The organism is Rubripirellula tenax (assembly GCF_007860125.1).
GTDB classification, from domain to species: Bacteria; Planctomycetota; Planctomycetia; order Pirellulales; family Pirellulaceae; genus Rubripirellula; species Rubripirellula tenax.
Map to the genome: position 1 here is coordinate 1 of NZ_SJPW01000008.1, position 17,505 is coordinate 17,505.

A 17,505-nucleotide genomic window follows, 5' to 3' on the forward strand; every position below is an offset into this window, starting at 1 on the left:
CGACCATATCGCAAAGGTTATACCTGTTCCCATCCCGAACACAGTAGTCAAGCTTTGTGAGTCGATGATAGTGCCTACCAGTGCGAAAGTAGATATTGCCAGATTTTAAAAAACCTTCTTGTGACGATAGTCACAGGAAGGTTTTTTTATGCGCACACAAAATTGCCGTGCGACGCCGTAGCACGCTGTACTTGAGTCTTGTCTTGAACTGTTTGACAGAACACGTGGCACCGCGACCCCGGTTACCTTGCAAGCCGGAAAATCTCACCTTGTAGTGGCATTTGTTAACTCGCCGATCTGCTTGATCGCTAGAATCTCGGTCGGAGATCCATCATGCCTATATTAGAACGCGTCCGTGCGGTCGCTGGTTCGATTAAGTTCAATCTGCAAGTCCAGTCACTGCCAGATCGACGCTATTTGCGCAAGACCATGTTGCCAGCTATGGCCAAGGCGTGCCCAGCCAATGTTTTATTGGCTGGTACTCGGCGGTATACACGGCGTTACCCGGCGGCGTTTGATCCGCATGTAACCAAGGTGTGGACGATCGACTTTGACCCTGGCGCCGAACGTTTCGGAAATGGGTCGCTCCATCACACCGGTGATATGTGTGAAGTGGACCAAGTCTTTCAAGGTGTTTTGTTCGATGTGATTCACGTCAATGGCCTATTGGGGTTTGGCGTGAACGAGCCAGCGGAAGTTTGTCGGATGGTCGAGGCGTGTCACCGTGCGCTAAAGCCGAATGGGTCGCTGATGCTTGGTTGGGACGTTGATTGCTCGCCAGATCCACTGGACAACCCGGATGTGATTCGTTTGTTTTCTCACCAGCAGATCGGCGACCTGCCGGCCCGCCACCGAGAAAGCCGAGTCAATGGTTTTGATCACGTATTCGATTGGTTTGAACGACGCGAAATTTCTTTTCCCGGTCTGATCATTTGAGCGATGGGCGAATACGATAAGGAAACCGTTTGCCCGTAAACGGCTCAGATCACCCTACCACACTCGTCCATACGCCATCCAATTGCTTTCATGACACAGCATCTTCGTTCGTGCATTGTACCTTTCGCTGTCGTTTTCATCGCTGCTTCGTCCGTCGCTTTGGATGGACATGCCTTTGAGCCCGACGGTGGCTTCTCGCATCCAGGTATCGCCCACCGTCGTGCTAGTATCGATTTTGTGAAAGAGAAGTTGAGGGCATCTGAGGAGCCTTGGTCGACGGCATGGAAGCAGTTGTGCGATTCGAGCTACGCCAGCCTGGATTGGGAAGCCCAGCCTCGAGCCCACGTCGAGCGGGGGCCCAGCAACGATCCCAACATTGGATCATCGGAGTTCACGCAGGACGGCACAGCGGCGTACACGATGGCATTGCGATGGACGCTCTCGGGAGACGCCCGCTATGCCAACAAGTCGGCTGAAATCATTGACGCTTGGTCAAGCACGCTGAAGTCGATCTCCAATCACGACGCGCGGCTGTTGGTCGGAATGGACGGCCAGAAGTACTTGAACGCTGCCGAACTGTTAAAACACACTTGGGACGGTTGGCCCGACCAGAATCAGGCACGATTTCGCGAAATGTTACTCGGCATTTGGTATCCCATCATCAAAGATTTCTATCCGTCCGCGAATGGCAATTGGGATGCGTCGATGCTTCAGACGATGATTGCGATGGGGATCTTTTTGGATGATCGTGAAATCTTCGATCGCGCCGCCGACTATTTCCTTTCGGGAGAAGGTAACGGTGCCGTTGCCAACTATTTCAACCAATTTGGTGAGTGTCAAGAATCGGGCCGCGATCAGGTTCACACACAAATGGGATTGGAGTTTCTTGCTAACACGTGCGAGTTTGCGTGGAACCAGGGCGTTGACCTGTACGGCGCCCACGACAACCGTTTGCTTTTGGGGTTCGAGTACACAGCCAAGTACAACCTTGGCCACGATGTTCCCTACGTCCCGTATCGCAGTTTTGAAGGGCGGTACCATTACAAGGAAATTTCGGATAACAGCCGCGGTTCATTGCGTTTGATGTACGAGAAGGTTTTTAATCACTTCGGCAATCGTAAGGGAATGTCCGCCGAATTTACCGAGCAAGCGGCGTTGAAGAATCGCGAGCGAGTTTTTCAGAAACCCGATTCCGATCGTGATCGGGGGCGGAGCCGACGACGTCGGTCTGATTCGGATAGCGAAAGAGGTCGTCGCCGTGGTAGTCGTGGGCAGGGCTCGTTGCCGTGGGACACGCTGATGTTCGCCAATCAATCGACCGTTCTTTTCGCGATTCCGTAGTGAGGCCTGCCTTTTTCGGCAACCTGCATTTAGCTGCTACGTCTTCGTAAGTTTCGCACTCTCGTTTTGATCGGATCATGATGCCCAGTCGACTTTTCCTTTGGTCGCTCACGTCCGCGCTGGCAGGATTTTTGTTCGGCTTTGACACGGTCGTGATTTCGGGCGCTGAGAAAACGATTCAGCAACTGTGGTCGCTCAGTCCCGGTCTTCACGGTTTGGCCATGAGCATGGCGCTTTGGGGCACCGTGATCGGTTCGCTTGTTGGTGCTTGGCCGACGGATCACTTCGGTCGCAAGAAGACATTGCTTTGGATCGGAATTCTTTACCTGGTCTCGGCGGTCTGGTCGGGGTTAGCGACGGACGTCTATTCGTTCATGGTTGCCCGTTGGATCGGCGGACTGGGCGTCGGGATATCGACGGTCGCCGCACCGCTTTTTATCTCGGAAATCTCGCCGCCCGACCGGCGTGGCCGATTGGCGGGAATGTTTCAATTCAACATTGTTTTTGGAATCTTGGTCGCGTTCGCTTCGAACGCACTGCTTGGCGGAATCGGCGACAACGCATGGCGTTGGATGCTGGGCGTAGAAGCCATTCCCGCATTGATCTATAGCTTGATGTGCATCGGGCTTCCCGAGAGTCCAAGGTGGTTGATCTCGCACGGGAAGAACGAAGCCGAGGCGTCTCGCGTCATCGGGCTGGCAAATCCCCGTTTTTCAGAATCGGAAATCGACGGCCAGATACGGCAGATCCGAACGGATGCAGAGAAGTCAGTCGGTTCGGGGAAATTTTGGCAGATGCGACTGCGGACGCCGATTCTGCTTGCGTTCTTGATCGCGTTCTTCAACCAGCTATCGGGTATCAACGCGATTCTCTATTTCGCGCCGCGTATTTTTGAACTCACCGGACTCGGCCAGGAAGCAGCATTGTTGCAGTCGGTCGGCATCGGGGTGACAAACTTAGTTTTCACGTTTGTGGGGCTTTGGTTGATCGATCGATTGGGGCGTCGGACGCTGTTGTTGATCGGATCGTTTGGGTACATCGTATCGCTGGGGATGTGCGCGTGGGCTTTTCAGACCGAGGCGTTCAAGATTGTGCCGGCGTGCATTTTCGCCTTCATCGCGGCGCACGCCGTCGGGCAAGGTGCTGTGATTTGGGTTTTCATTTCTGAAATCTTCCCGAACAAGCAGCGGGCAAAGGGGCAAACCCTGGGCAGCTTCACGCACTGGATTTTCGCGGCGCTGTTGACGACGTTTTTTCCCAGCATGGTGACCGCGTTTCCGGCATCCCAAGTTTTCTTTTTCTTCTGTTTCATGATGGTGCTGCAACTGGTCTGGGTGATTTTTATGGTGCCCGAAACCAAAGGCGTGCCGTTGGAAGAGATGGAAGCGAAGCTGGGCATCGAATGAGGTAGCGACTCAGGCGGCGCGTCAAAGTAGCCGACAAGCGATGAATGAATGTCGAGGGTCGTACAGCGATACCACGCTGGATTGGCGCAGCAATCCACGACAATGCGACACTTTCCGCTCGCCTTATGGACGCTCGTTGCTAACCGGTCAGCGCGTCGAGTCGTTCCCGCGCACTCTTCCACTGGGGATCGCAACTGGGCGAAAATGTGTCGATGGAACACGAGCGACCAACGATTTCTCGCACTTCGTCGAGCGATTTCAGTTCGCCCATCGCAATCGCTTGGATCAAGACGTTGCCGATCGCCGTCGCTTCCACGGGGCCGGCAAGCACCGTGCGTCCCGACGCGTCGGCAGTGAACTGGTTCAGCAACTGGCTTTGGCTGCCGCCGCCAACAATGTGAAGTTTTGTGATCGTACGGCCGGTCATTTGTTCGATCGTGTCGAGAGTCTTTGCATACAGCAAAGCTAGACTCTCGAAAATTGTGCGTGCAAATTGACCGTGAGTTTCAGGCTCGGGCTGGCCCGTTTCGCGGCAAAACTTTGTGATCGTTCGAGGCATGTTCTTCGGATTCAAAAAGCGAGGGTCGCCGGCGTCGATGATCGATCGAAAAGGTTCCCCCTCACTTGCCAGGCGATTGATCTCGGAATAATCGAGTTCGGTTCCGTCGAGTTGCCACAGGCGTCGCGATTCTTGCAGCAGCCAAAGTCCGACAATGTTCTTCAGGAATCGTGTCGTCCCGCCATATCCGGCTTCGTTGGTGTAGTTGTACTGCAGCACAGAGTCATTGATCAATGGTTCGGGAAGTTCGACGCCGATCAGCGACCAGGTCCCCGAGCTTAGGTAGGCCCAGTCGTCGCCGGGTTGCGCAGGCACGGCGGCAACGGCCGACCCCGTATCATGCGAACAAGTGGCGATGGCTTGCGTTGCCCACAGGCCGGTTTCCTCCATGATTTCGTCGGTCAATTGCCCGAGCCGAGTTCCGGAGGGAACGATTTCTGGAAACAGCTTTTTCGGGAGACTGAAACGATCGATCAGTTTGGTCGACCAGTCATGTGTCGTCGGGTTATAGATCTGAGTCGTGCTGGCCAGGCTTACCTCGGATCGGGCCACGCCACAAAACAGGTAGTTGAAGTAGTCCGCGATATTTAAAAACTGATCGGCAACCGAAAGCGTGTCCGGGTTGTTTTCGACGTCGGCGATCAAATGGTAAAGCGTGTTGATCGACATGAATTGGATGCCAGTTTCGGCAAAAATCACTTCGCGACCGTCTTGTTCCAACGACTTGGCATACGTCGACTCGGTCCGCGCATCGCGGTACTGGTACGGCGCCGCAACGAGTGGCTGTCTCTTGTTGAACAGAACGTAATCCACGCCCCACGAATCAACACTCAGCGACGACACGGCAACACCGCGCGAAGCCACTTGGCGAAGTCCCGACTTCAGTTCCTCGAAAATGCCCAGGACATTCCAGCGGAGCGAACCTTGGATTCGCGAAACACCGTTGGAGAATCGGTGGACTTCGTCGAGTTCGATGCGCCCATCGGTGAGTGTGCCCAGGATGACTCGACCGCTCTCGGCTCCAAGATCACACGCGACATAGTGACGGCTGGTCATAGCTTCAACGCTTGTTGGCGATAGTGTTCGTCGATTCGATTGGCGATCCGGTGGACTTCGGCAGGTTCCATAAACACGGGGCCGCCCAATGCCGCAGCGCCGACGAAAATTTCGGCCGCTTTGTGTGCCATCACCATCGCGGCTTTGACCGCACCGGATGTCTTTCCGATCGTGATCAGGCCGTGATTCTGTAGCAAGATGACTCGCGGTGGTGCCCCGTTGCGGTCCATGTACTCGTTCATGGCGTCTCGCATCACCTGGGAAAGTTTCAAGCCCGGGTCGGTGTAATCGACGAACAGCGATTCCGATCCACAGCAAACGATTTCATCGGGAAACAGTCGTTTCGTGGCAAACGATTTCGCAAGTGGTGAGCAAAGGATTTGGTTCACCGCGATGCTGTGCGTATGGCCAACGAACTGGATGCCCGGCAACGTCAACAGGTACGCATGGAACAGAGTTTCGACGGATGGCTTCTTCGATGTCGAATCAACGCGACAAGCGAGCAAGCGATCTTCGACACCCTGGTCGCTGATATCGTCTTCGTCCAACATCGGAAGCAACGCGTCGAACCGGCACGCGACCGCATCGTTCTCGCTAAGCGTTTGCAAGCAGCTTCCGCTAGCTTTGACCAAGAACGTGTCGTTGTCGATTTTCGCTGACGTATTGCCTTCACCAAGAATCGCCAAGTGTCGATGCTCTTCGCCGAGGTAATGGGACAGCTCGAGCATCGCGGCAAGGGTTTCGGGATGGGGCATCAGTGGTCTGCTTAGAAGGAAGGTTTGCTTGCGGTCGTTTCGTTTACTTTCGGCTGGTACTACTTGCGCCCGTACAGCGGGCCAAAGTTTTCACAGGCACGGAAGTCGGCTGATTCCAGTCCGTCGGTTCCGAATGTGTTCCAAGCACTGGGGCGGAATACTCGGCCCGCGTCGACATTGTGCATGTAAACCGGAATACGCAGTATCGATGCCAACGTGATGAACAAGTGTCCGACGTGGCCGGCCGTCATCACGCAGTGGTTGGCACCCCAGTGGTTCATCACTTCATACGTCGACGTGAACGCGCCGCGGCCTGTGACCGTTGGTGCAAACCATGTGGTCGGCCAAGTCGGATTGGTGCGTTGGTCCAGCGCGTCGTGAACGTCCGTCGGCAATTCGACGGTGTGCCCTTCGGCGATCTGCAATGCTGGACCCAAGCCGTCAACCAAATTGATGCGTGTCATGGTCGCCGGCATTCCGCCGCGAGTCTTGTAACGCGTACTCAAACCGCCACCCGGGAAGTACTCGGTGATCGACGGGTGCCACGTCGTCTCCTTCAAGCATTTGGCGACTTCTTCGTCCGTGATTTCCCAGAACGGTTTCATCGTCGGATTACCATCCGCATCGGATTGTTGTCCCGTTCCGTCCAGCGTCGCGGGTCCGGAATTGATCAGGTGCAACAGTCCGTCGCTGGCTAGGCCGTCGAGTTTGTGGCCGCCGCATGCCGACGCCACGGCATCGGGACTCCAATACGTTCGCAGGTCCGCAAACACTTGCGCCGTGTTGGTCAGCAAGTGTCCGAACAGCATCGTGGCCGCGTTCAGGGCGTCGTTTTCCGTCGCGACAATGTACGGGGCTCGTTTGCCGTTCCAGTCGAACGACGTATTCAGAATCGCTTCTAGGAAATCACCGTTGGGGAAGTGGTCCGTCCATTGTCGTTGGCCTTGGAATCCCGAAGCGATGGCACCGTGGCCCTGTGCTTGTTCCTTCAGTCCCATTTCTGCCAGCTTCGGATTGCCGACCATCAAGTCGCGTGCAATCAGCGACATCTTTACGCTGTCGGACCATTCGCTATCGAGTTGCTCGCGAGAACGTTTGCCTTCGTCGCTGTTGTAGTCGTCACCTTCGGGGCAGTTCTCTTTTGTCCACGCCAGCGCCTTTTTGTACTCGGCCGGATCAAACTGGCCTTTGTTCATTCGGCCGATGAATTCCGACATGTCGATGTCTTCGACTCGCATGCCCAGCCATTTTTCCCAGAACGCGACATCGATCATCGATCCAGCGATGCCCATCGATGTTCCACCCATCGAAAGATACGACTTGCCACGCATCAGCGCCGCGGCTAGACCGCAGCGGACGAAATCAAGAATCTTGGCTTGTACGTCGTCAGGCATCGTTGCATCGCCGGCTTCTTGCACGTCGCGACCGTAAATGCCAAAGGCGGGGACGCCCTTCTGTGTGTGTCCGGCTAACACTGCGGCCAAATAAACCGCACCGGGGCGTTCGGTGCCATTGAACCCGAACACGGCCTTGGGGCGCGTCGGATCCATGTCCATCGTTTCCGAACCGTAGCACCAGCACGGCGTCACCGTCAGCGACACGCCGACATTTTGGCGGCGAAATTGGTCCTCACATGCCGCGGCTTCGGCAACACCACCAATGCAAGTATCGGCGATCACGCACTCGACGGCGTCTCCGTTGGGATACCGCAAGTTTTTTGAAATCAGCTCGGCGACCCGCCGAGCCAGATTCATCGTCTGATCTTCGAGTGATTCACGTACGCCGCCGAGTCGACCGTCGATGGTCGGGCGAATGCCAACCTTGGGGAGTTCGCCTTTCCAGACGGTTGGCGATGATGCTTGTTGACTCATGACTTGGCTTTGTTGCGTTTAAGGGAATAGTAGAGCAGACGGTAGTTGTACCAGCCAACGTCCGCGGAACGGATTTCTACAAAACTTTCGTGCTGAAGAAGATAGCGCGTCGAATCACTTTCTTCCAATAATTCCTGGAAATTGCTTCTCACGGAGCCGCGAAAGTAATAGTATGCGTCCAGTCGCAATGCATTTTTACACTACAATCGCGTGCTTTAGCAAGTTGGCAATAACATTTTGCGGCACCGTCGTATCGATTTGCGACACGGCGGAGTTCGATGACTGAATCCATGAACCAAAAACATCGTCCTCAAATCGCCTTGCTGGTCGAAGCTTCACGTGCGTATGGGCGCGAGCTACTTCGTGGTGTCGCGTACTTCGCCAGAACGCAAGTCGATTGGTCGCTTTTGCATCAAGAGATGATGCTCGATTCCGAGATTCCCGATTGGATAATGAGTTCTCGCATCGATGGAGTGATCGCGCGAGTCGACACGCATACGATCAAGCCGCTGAAGAAGTTGAATGTTCCGATTGTCGATGTGCGATGTAATCGGAAATTTCCGGGAGTCCCACAAGTAGGGACCGACGATCGATCCGTTGCCGAGATCGCGTTCAAGCATCTTTGGAATCGTGGATTCCGTCGGTTCGCGTTCTGCGGCTTTCGCTTTGCAACCTATTCCGAGTCGCGGCTTAAACACTTTCGAGCGCTGGTGGAGGAAGCCGGCTGTCCGTTCACCCATTACGAATCCGCGGGCGTCCCCGGCAGCTCAATCACCACAATCGAACGAGCGGGGATCGTAGATATCGAACCTTTGGCAAAATGGTTGTGCACGCTCGAACGACCAACTGGCATGTTGGTTTGTAACGACATTCGCGGGCAGCAAGTGTTGAACGCTTGTCGAAAAGCGAGCATCGGCGTTCCTGATGATGTGGGTGTGATAGGCGTCGACGATGACGACGCGATTTGTTTGATGTGCGATCCGCCGTTGTCGAGTGTCCGTCCCGATGCGGAAGGCGTCGGCTATCGAGCAGCCGAACTGTTGCACTCGTTGATGTCGGGTTTGGCCAATGAAACGGAGATCGAGAACATTAAGCCAAAATCGGTTTCTGAAAGACTGTCGACGAAGGTGCTTGCGATTGATGATGTCGAACTGGCAAAGGTTTGCCGCTACATCCGGCAACATGCATGCGATGGAATCAACGTGGGCAACGTGATTGAAATCACATCACTTTCCCGACGTCAATTGGAACGACGTTTTCGTGAAGAGCTGGGCGTGACGCCGCACGAACAGATCACGATGACGCAGATTGCCCGTGTCAAACAGTTGCTGTCCGAAACCGACATGACGTTGGAGCAGATTGCGCCGAAGGCCGGTTATAGCCACAAGGAAAGTTTGAGCGCGGTTTTCAAACGAGAAACGGGAATCACGCCTGGCGATTTCCGGACTCAGCAGCACGCGGCTTCGTCCAAGCTGGCTGACGAAAAACCTTAGATTGGTACGCACCGTTGTTAGACGTCGGGCCAACAAAATTCATAACAATTACCGAAAAAAGTGATGCGAGAACCACTTCCTCTGACATCCGCCCTCTTGGCGTTTGTGCTGACATCAACATTTGTTTTTACATCGCCGTTGTTTGGCGCGGATCTGTACGTCAGTCCCGACGGAAACGACGTAAACGCGGGGACGGCTGATTCGCCCCTGGCCAGCCTAGCGCGGGCGAAGGCGTTGGCCCGGCCGGTTTTGGGTAAGGAAACGGTGACGGTGCATGTCGCCGATGGCACGTACTACTTGCCCGAAACGCTTGCGTTTGAGCCCGGCGACTCGGGAACTCAAGAGTTTCCGGTCGTCTATCGGGCTGCCAACGAAGGCGGCGCGATACTAAGCGGTGGCACGCGTTTGGAATTGGTTTGGCAAGCCCACCGCGATGGAGTCTTCGTCGCCAAGACGCCGACCGGCTTGACGATCGACCAACTGTTCATCGACGGCCAGAACCAACGCATGGCGCGGTACCCGAACTTCGACGCGGCCAAGAAGACGGCGGCCTATCAAGGTTTCTCGGCCGATGCGTTCGCGAAATCGCGAGCGGACGGATGGGCCAACCCCGTCGGCGGATACATCCACGCGATGCACCGGTCCCGATGGGGCGGATACCACTATCGAATCACCGGCAAGGATTCCGAAGGCGAGGTGACCTATGAAGGCGGCTGGCAGAACAATCGCCAAATGGGAATGCACGACGAGTTCCGGATGGTGGAAAACATCTTTGAAGAACTTGATGCGCCGGGCGAATGGTTCCACGACCCGAGCACACAGTCGCTCTACTACATGCCGTTCGCTGGGACAGATCTACACAGCGCGACCGTTGATGTCGTGCGTCTTCGTCATTTGATCGAGTTCCGCGGAACGGAAGAAAAGCCGGTTCGATTCATTGCGTTGCAGGGCTTCGTCATTCGCCATGCCGCTCGAACGTTCATGGACACCAGCGAGTTGATGCTGCGATCGGACTGGGCGATCTATCGAGGCGGCTCAATCGTGCTGACGGGAACCGAAGACGTTCAGATTCTTGACACCGAATTCGATCAAGTCGGTGGCAACGCGGTATTCGTTAGCAATTACAACCGCCGCGCGCTGGTCAAGGGTTGTCACATTCACGATGTCGGCGCGAGCGGAGTTTGCTTTGTCGGTGATCCTGATGCGGTCCGGGATCCTTTGTTTGGCTATGGCCGAAAAAATGATCTGTCAAAGATCGATCGCACACCCGGGCCGAAAACGAACAACTACCCGGCGGACTCGCGCGTCGAAGACTGTTTGATTCATGGAATCGGTCGCGTCGAGAGACAACCGGCGGGCGTTCAAATCGAAATGGCTAGCCGCATCACCGTTCGCGACTGTTCCGTTTACGATTGTGCCCGCGCGGGATTGAACGTCGGCGACGGAGCCTGGGGCGGTCATTTGATCGAAGGCTGTGACGTGTTCGACACGGTGCTAGAAACCCATGACCACGGTTCGTTCAATTCGTGGGGACGCGACCGTTATTGGCGAAGCGATCACTTGACGGCAAGCCAAGCTGCCGTCGACAAGGATCCCACGTTGCCATTTCTAGATGCCGTCGAAACGACCGTCATTCGCAATAACCGGTTTCGCTGCGACCACGGTTGGGACATCGATCTGGATGACGGTTCGTCGAATTACGACATCTACAACAACTTGCTGTTGTCCGGTGGATTGAAGTTGCGAGAAGGCTTCCGCCGTCGGGCGTGGAACAACATTACCGTCAACAACGGACTGCATCCACACGTTTGGTTCAATCACAGCGACGACGAAGTCTTTGGCAATATTTTCATGTCAGCACCCAAGGGGGCGCGAATGCCAAGCGAAACGGCCAAGGGCAAACGCGTCGACGGCAATCTGTATTTTTCGAACGATCCGAGCATCAAAGATGTTCATGCTAAATATGGATGGGACGTCCACTCGATCGTTGCCGACCCAGGATTTGTCAATCCAAAAGCGGGCGATTTCCGTGTCGCCGACGACTCGCCGGCGCTGCAGATCGGGTTCGCGAACTTTCCGATGGATCAGTTCGGTGTTAAGAAACCGAGCCTTCGTGCGATCGCCGAAACGCCGGTGATTCCGACGTTGACGATTGTCGATGCCGAATCACCAGAACGGCGAACGCAAGTCGCAAACGAAAAACCGTTCACATATTTCTGGCTGGGTGCAAAGCTGACTGAGTTGACCGGTGAAGCATTCTCGGCATTCGGTGTATCCAAAGAGGCCGGCGGCGTCGCCTTGTCAGACGTCAAACCGACCAGCGATGCGGCTCGATCGGGGCTAAAAGATGGCGACTTGATTCAGGGCATCAACGGATCCGGCGTCAAACGCGCTGTCGATCTGTTGGCCGTGTTTCAGAACGGCGACGGAGCGCCTGTGTCGTTGAAGTTGGTTCGCGACCAACAAGCGATGGAGTTGGTCATTGAACCGACGGTCGTTGTTTCGTTTGAATCTTCGGAAACGGATGACGGCTTTTCAACGCTGGTCCCCGAAGCACAAACCAACCGAAACGTCGACACGAATCTCGGCGTCAAAGAATCACCAACCCGCGTTCTGGTTGATGGCAAATTGAACCGCGGCTACGGCCCTGTTTTTCCAAACGGGGTCACGGGCGGCATCTACCGCATGGATCTCGGTTCACCCCAGTCCGTGACGGCCATCACGAGCTGGACGTCCAACGTGAACGGAATCCGCGGGGCGCAGAAGTACACGCTTTACGGCAGTCGCGCGGACAAGGATCCGGGATGGGATGTCGACGATGCATCACGCTTCACCGCGATCGGTTCGGTTGATACGACGTCGGTCAAGTCACAAGCCTTGAATGCCGTCTCGGTGCGGGCAAAGACCGGGTCGGATTTGGGCGAGTTCCGCTGGGTCGTTTGGCGGACGTCGCCGGTATCGCCTCGATCGGAAAACTCGGCATTCCAAGAATTGAACGTCCAAACGGCGCCTTAGCAAAGAGCGGAAAATAGGTGTCGGAAAGTCGCCGAACCTGTCCGCCAGTTCGCATTGAATAAACCGATCGACGAAGCGATCGGACGACGATCATTTTCCGCTCGGTCCTTCGTCTTTTGAAGACGCCCATTTCACTTCCCGTTCCACACCTCGTTCCATTTTTCTTAGGTTCCATGAATATCAACCGATTACGTTTCACCGCGCTTGCATTGTTTGCGATGCTTGGCATCAACGATCTTTGTGCCCAAGATTCTTCGCCGGCCAAACAGTCTCGTGACGAACGGATGGCTTGGTGGCACGAAGCCAAGTTCGGCATGTTCGTTCACTGGGGCATCTATTCAACAACGGGCGGCGAGTACAACGGCCAAAAACTGCCCAACAGTGCCGAATGGATGATGAACAAGGGACGTATCCCGATCGCGGAGTACTCAAAGTATGCCACTCAATTCAATCCGGTAAAGTTTGATGCGGCCGAGTTCGTGGGTCGTGCCAAACAAGCCGGCATGAAGTACTTGGTGATCACGGCCAAGCATCACGACGGGTTCTCGATGTTTGGATCCACGTGCAATCCTTACAACGTTGTCGAAGCGACTCCGTTCAAACGCGACATCATGAAAGAGTTGGCGGATGAGTGCCAGAAACAAGACATCAAGTTTGGTTTCTACTATTCACAGGCCCAGGACTGGCACCACCCGGGCGGGTTCGGCAACAACTGGGACAAGACCTTCGAACGTGTCAGCACCGACGAGTATGTTCGCGACAAGGCGGTTCCCGAGGTCAAGCAGTTGCTTACCGAGTACGGTCCGATCGGAATTTTTTGGTGGGATACGCCACGTGCGATGAGCAAAGAGTCGTTCGACGCGTTGCATTCGCTGACCAAACTGCAACCCAACGTGATCACCAACGACCGGTTGGGCGAAGGATACCGTGGCGACTACAAGACGTTTGAACGCAACATTCCTGCCGAAGCACCGGCAGGCGAAGACTGGGAAGTGTGCATGCCGATCAGCGGTAGTTGGGGATACAAGAAGGGCGACAACGACTTCAAGTCACCGCAAACGTTGATTCGTAACTTGGTCGACATCGCCGGCAAGGGCGGCAACTATCTGTTGAACGTCAGCCCCACCGGCGAAGGCACGTTGCTTCCGCAAGCGATCGAAAACTTGAAGGCCGTCGGCCAATGGATGGCCGTCAACAGCGAATCGATCTATGGAACCACCGCCAGCCCGTTGCCCAAACTTGAATGGGGACGCTGCACCGCGAAGACCACCGATGGCCAAACGACGCTCTACTTGCACGTCTTCGATTGGCCCAGCGACGGAAAGTTGAACGTGCCCGGCTTGAAGACGGCGGTTCGTTCGGCCCGCTTGATTGCCAACAATGTATCAGTGGACGCGAAGTCCATCGATGACGGCGTCGAACTGTCGCTTCCCGGCGAAGCGACCGATCCGCACGCGAGTGTCATCGAGCTAAAACTTGACGGTAAACTTGAGGTCGAAGCGACGCTGCCCAAGCCCGACAAGAACGGTTTGTTGGTCCTGACCGCCGACAAAGCGTACATGCACAACAACGAAGGAAGCCGCGAAGTTGGCGTTCGCATTCACGATGACATTCCGCATATCGGTTACTGGACCGACGATCAAGCATGGGCGGAATGGAGTGTCCAGATGGATCAACCCGGCGACTATGAAGTCACGGCGGTCTTATCGGTCGAAGGTGAGAACACGCACTTCCAGTACGGATTGCCGGGCGGCTTCCAGACCGCAAAAGTGGATTCCACCGGCGGTTACGGCAACTACGTCGAAAAGAAGCTAGGCACGATCAAAGTCACGGATCCTGGTACGACCAGCATCCAAGTCAAACCGGTCCCCGGCCAATGGAATCCGATGAACTTGCGCCAATTGAGTCTGCAGCGAGTCGACCGTTAGCGTTGAGTCACTGAGCGTCAGCGGTATTGGCCTTACGGTGCGCGGCTGCCCGTTTTTTTTCCCAGGAATCTGAAGCCATGAAGCTCTTCTCGTGCATGTTGATATTCACGTTCCTGGTTGGCAGTTGCGCCAACGGCGCTGATACGGCGCCGGCGGCGCAGCCCAACGTTTTGTTCCTGTCGATTGATGACTTGAACGACTGGACGGGCGCGATGGGTGGCCATGCGTTGGCGAAGACGCCGAATCTGGACAAGTTGGCCCAGCAAGGAATCTTGTTCACCAACGCGCACTGTTCGCAAGCCGTTTGCACGGCGTCGCGGAACTCGGTGTTGAGCGGAATTCACCCGAGCACCTCGGGTTGGTACACGTCGACGACCAGGATGCGGAAGACGTACGACCAAGTGATGGGGTCGGAACACCGAATGTTGCCCCAGCATTTCAAAGAGAACGGATATCAAACCTTTGCCGTCGGAAAGGTCTTTCATCAAGGCGTCTCGGATTATGGCGACCGAACGAAAGACTTTTGGACCGAGACGGCGCCGGGTTACAAAGTGCCCAAGAACTTGCTGGCGCGAGGCGATGGTTACGGCGGAAAGCACTTTTATCCGTTCCCGAAAAACGGCAGCCAGATTGTTGATCGATACGGCAAGAAGTATGCCGATGGTCATTCGCTTTGCTACGGCGCATTAGACCGCGACGACATTCCTGGCGGCAAAATGTTTGACGAACAGATTGCCGATTGGGCGGTTGAGCAGTTGCAACACGACCACGACAAACCGTTCTTTTTAGCCGTCGGTTTCGTTCGTCCGCATGTCCCGTACACCGCGCCCAAGGAGTATTTTGACTTGTACGATTTGGACGACATCCAAATTCCGAGCGTGCCCGATGACGAGATGTCGGACATTCCGATGATGGGAAAATCGATCGCCTATGGGACGCTGCGATCGGGCGACCACAATGCCGTCGTCAATCTCAGCGACACGTATTGGAAAGAAATGGTTTATGGATACTTGGCATGCGTTTCGTTCGTCGACGCCCAGGCCGGCAAGGTGCTCGATGCGCTGGCGACCAGCAAGTATCGCGACAACACGATCGTGGTCCTCTGGTCGGATCATGGACAACACTTGGGCGAGAAGAAGCACTGGCGAAAACAAGCGTTGTGGGAAGAATCGACGCGAGTCCCGTTGATGATGAAGGTGCCTGGCGTCTCGCAACCGGCGACTCAAAGCAGCCAACCGGTCAGCCTGTTGGATCTGTATCCGACGCTCGTTGAACTATGCGAGTTGCCGAAATTCGAAAAGCTGGAGGGCGAGAGTCTGGTGCCGCTGATCGCTGACCCGTCGTCGGTGCGAACGCGGCCCGTGCTGAACAGTTGGTACTACGGAAACTATGCCGTGCGAAGTCATGATTGGCGGTACATTTGCTACCGAGACGGCACGGAAGAATTGTACGACCATCGAAGCGATCCGGGGGAACACGTCAATTTGGCCGGCAATCCCGAGCACGCGAACGTGATTGCCCAGCATCGCGAATGGATTCCCAAGACGGATGTGCTGCCGGCGGGAACGGATGCGTGGAAGAGCGATTCACTGGATCGCCGCATCGAAAAATGGAATGCCGACGACTCGCTGCCGGATTGGCTACAGTAGTTCGATCGAAACTGATTCCATTTTCCACCAAGCATCCAAGGACTTCACCTTGTCGCGAAACAAATCTCTGCCCTTTTTGCTCACCAGCGTTTTGCAGGTTTGCATCGCCATTGCGATGACGATCGGTGCGAGTGCCGCGGCGCCGAACGTGATCCTGCTGATGAGCGACGACCAGGGCTGGGGCGATATCGGGTTCAACGGCAACGAGGACATCATCACGCCGAACCTTGACGCGATGGCCGCGGATGGAGTTCGTTTCGATCGCTTTTATGCCGCGGCGCCACTTTGCTCGCCGACACGTGGAAGCTGTTTGACGGGGCGGTTCCCGTTTCGATTTGGGATTTTGGCGGCTCACACTTCGGGGCTTCGCGTCGCAGAAATCACGATCGCCGAAATGCTGAAGAAGAAGGGTTACGCGACGGGCTTCTTCGGTAAGTGGCACATCGGCTGGGTCAAACCGGAAGAACGTGGAACGCGCGGACACTACTCGCCACCGTCGCATCACGGGTTCGACGAAGTGTTCGCAACGACCAGCGCCGTGCCGACTTGGGACCCAACCGTTACGCCCGAGGGATGGAAAAGCAACTCGAACAAGCCGGGACAGCCTTGGAAGGGCGGATTCCCGTACATGCACAACGGAGTCGAGGCGACGGAGAATTTGGACGGTGACGATAGTCGCGTGATCATGGACCGTGTGATCCCGTTCATCGAAGAACGCGTCGCGGCAGGACCGGACGAACGGTTCTTTGCGACCGTTTGGTTCCACACGCCGCATGAACCGGTTGTGGCCGGTGAAAAGTACAAGAGACTTTACGCGGATCGCGGCAATTCGCGTCAAAACTATTATGGCGCGATCACGGCGATGGACGAACAGGTCGGACGACTGCGCAGCAAACTCCGCGAGCTGAAGATTGAGAACGACACGCTCGTTTTTTTCTGTAGCGACAACGGCCCGTCCGATGGTTTGGCCAAGAAGGGTGTCGCGTCGGCGGGGCCGTTCAAGGGTCACAAGCACCAAATGTATGAAGGTGGAATCTTGGTGCCCGCATGTGCTGAGTGGCCGACCAGAATCAAGGCCGGCTCAACAACCAACGTGCGTTGTTCGACGATCGATTACTTTCCAACGATCGCAAACGCCGTCGGTTTTTCGTTCTCGGATTCTCAGTCGCGTCCGATCGACGGAATCGACTTGATGCCAGTCATTCAAGGAGCGTCGGCGCAGCGCGACAAAGACATGTTCTTCGGTTTTCGCCGATTGCATGACGGAACCGATGGTCAGGCCGTGATCCGCGGTGACTTCAAGCTGTTGCGTGAAGCCAAGCGTGAAGGTCGAACGCGATTGTACGATCTGAAGAAGGATCCTTACGAAACGAACGACATCGGCGAGTCGATGCCCGAGTTGTTTCAGTCGATGTCCAGTCGGCTCGAAGAATTAGACGCCAGTTGCCAACAGAGTCGCGACGGTGCGGACTACAGTTACTAACTTCCTTTAGGGA

General features: G+C 55.5%; 11 protein-coding genes and 1 rRNA gene. 9 read left to right on the plus strand and 3 right to left on the minus strand.

Annotation, left to right across the window (positions count from 1 at the left end):
• The 4 genes from rrf to Poly51_RS26120 form a co-directional block, all read left to right on the plus strand.
• Positions 1-104, plus strand: a 5S ribosomal RNA gene (rrf, locus tag Poly51_RS26105); the annotation flags it as partial.
• A gap of 229 nt (positions 105-333) precedes the next feature.
• Positions 334-936, plus strand: coding sequence for a class I SAM-dependent methyltransferase (locus tag Poly51_RS26110; RefSeq protein ID WP_186775824.1), 603 nt, complete (start codon positions 334-336; stop codon positions 934-936).
• 90 nt (positions 937-1,026) lie between these two features.
• Entirely contained in the window at positions 1,027-2,277 is a 1,251-nt protein-coding gene (locus Poly51_RS26115; RefSeq protein ID WP_146461717.1) for an alginate lyase family protein, read from the plus strand.
• 80 nt (positions 2,278-2,357) lie between these two features.
• Positions 2,358-3,683 (plus strand): sugar porter family MFS transporter, encoded by a 1,326-nt coding sequence (locus tag Poly51_RS26120; RefSeq protein ID WP_146461719.1) that lies wholly within the window; start codon positions 2,358-2,360, stop codon positions 3,681-3,683.
• Positions 3,684-3,822: 139 nt separating this feature from the next.
• On the opposite strand, the gene Poly51_RS26125 is transcribed toward Poly51_RS26120, so the two are convergent.
• The 3 genes from Poly51_RS26125 to Poly51_RS26135 are packed head-to-tail and all read right to left on the minus strand — an operon-like array spanning position 3,823 to position 7,924.
• Positions 3,823-5,298 (minus strand): rhamnulokinase, encoded by a 1,476-nt coding sequence (locus Poly51_RS26125; RefSeq protein ID WP_146461722.1) that lies wholly within the window; start codon positions 5,296-5,298, stop codon positions 3,823-3,825.
• On the minus strand, positions 5,295-6,053 hold the full coding sequence (locus Poly51_RS26130; RefSeq protein ID WP_146461724.1) for a class II aldolase/adducin family protein: 759 nt from the start codon (positions 6,051-6,053) through the stop codon (positions 5,295-5,297). Before Poly51_RS26130 ends, Poly51_RS26125 begins: the two co-directional genes overlap by 4 nt.
• A gap of 59 nt (positions 6,054-6,112) precedes the next feature.
• Entirely contained in the window at positions 6,113-7,924 is a 1,812-nt protein-coding gene (locus Poly51_RS26135; protein WP_146461726.1) for an L-fucose isomerase, read from the minus strand.
• A 290-nt stretch (positions 7,925-8,214) separates the two neighbouring features.
• Here Poly51_RS26135 and Poly51_RS26140 point away from each other — a divergent pair, with 290 nt between their 5' ends.
• From Poly51_RS26140 to Poly51_RS26160, 5 genes are all read left to right on the plus strand, one after another.
• A complete protein-coding gene (locus Poly51_RS26140; protein ID WP_146461728.1) occupies positions 8,215-9,417 on the plus strand; it encodes an AraC family transcriptional regulator in 1,203 nt (400 codons plus the stop codon).
• 63 nt (positions 9,418-9,480) lie between these two features.
• A complete protein-coding gene (locus tag Poly51_RS26145) occupies positions 9,481-12,432 on the plus strand; it encodes a PDZ domain-containing protein (RefSeq protein ID WP_146461730.1) in 2,952 nt (983 codons plus the stop codon).
• 173 nt (positions 12,433-12,605) lie between these two features.
• A complete protein-coding gene (locus Poly51_RS26150; RefSeq protein ID WP_246114785.1) occupies positions 12,606-14,360 on the plus strand; it encodes an alpha-L-fucosidase in 1,755 nt (584 codons plus the stop codon).
• Positions 14,361-14,437: 77 nt separating this feature from the next.
• Positions 14,438-16,009 carry a sulfatase gene (locus tag Poly51_RS26155; protein ID WP_146461731.1) on the plus strand — a complete coding sequence of 524 codons (1,572 nt, stop codon included), beginning with the start codon at positions 14,438-14,440 and terminating at the stop codon, positions 16,007-16,009.
• Between the two features lie 49 nt (positions 16,010-16,058).
• On the plus strand, positions 16,059-17,492 hold the full coding sequence (locus Poly51_RS26160; protein WP_246114786.1) for a sulfatase-like hydrolase/transferase: 1,434 nt from the start codon (positions 16,059-16,061) through the stop codon (positions 17,490-17,492).
• Positions 17,493-17,505 lie beyond the last annotated feature (13 nt).

What these genes read in the sequence shown, in the direction of transcription:
- Poly51_RS26110 (WP_186775824.1), top strand. Translation starts at nt 334, where the DNA reads ATGCCTATATTAGAACGCGTCCGTGCGGTCGCTGGTTCGATTAAGTTC.
- Poly51_RS26115 (WP_146461717.1), top strand. Translation starts at nt 1,027, where the DNA reads ATGACACAGCATCTTCGTTCGTGCATTGTACCTTTCGCTGTCGTTTTC.
- Poly51_RS26120 (WP_146461719.1), top strand. Translation starts at nt 2,358, where the DNA reads ATGCCCAGTCGACTTTTCCTTTGGTCGCTCACGTCCGCGCTGGCAGGA.
- Poly51_RS26125 (WP_146461722.1), bottom strand. Translation starts at nt 5,298, where the DNA reads ATGACCAGCCGTCACTATGTCGCGTGTGATCTTGGAGCCGAGAGCGGT.
- Poly51_RS26130 (WP_146461724.1), bottom strand. Translation starts at nt 6,053, where the DNA reads ATGCCCCATCCCGAAACCCTTGCCGCGATGCTCGAGCTGTCCCATTAC.
- Poly51_RS26135 (WP_146461726.1), bottom strand. Translation starts at nt 7,924, where the DNA reads ATGAGTCAACAAGCATCATCGCCAACCGTCTGGAAAGGCGAACTCCCC.
- Poly51_RS26140 (WP_146461728.1), top strand. Translation starts at nt 8,215, where the DNA reads ATGAACCAAAAACATCGTCCTCAAATCGCCTTGCTGGTCGAAGCTTCA.
- Poly51_RS26145 (WP_146461730.1), top strand. Translation starts at nt 9,481, where the DNA reads ATGCGAGAACCACTTCCTCTGACATCCGCCCTCTTGGCGTTTGTGCTG.
- Poly51_RS26150 (WP_246114785.1), top strand. Translation starts at nt 12,606, where the DNA reads ATGAATATCAACCGATTACGTTTCACCGCGCTTGCATTGTTTGCGATG.
- Poly51_RS26155 (WP_146461731.1), top strand. Translation starts at nt 14,438, where the DNA reads ATGAAGCTCTTCTCGTGCATGTTGATATTCACGTTCCTGGTTGGCAGT.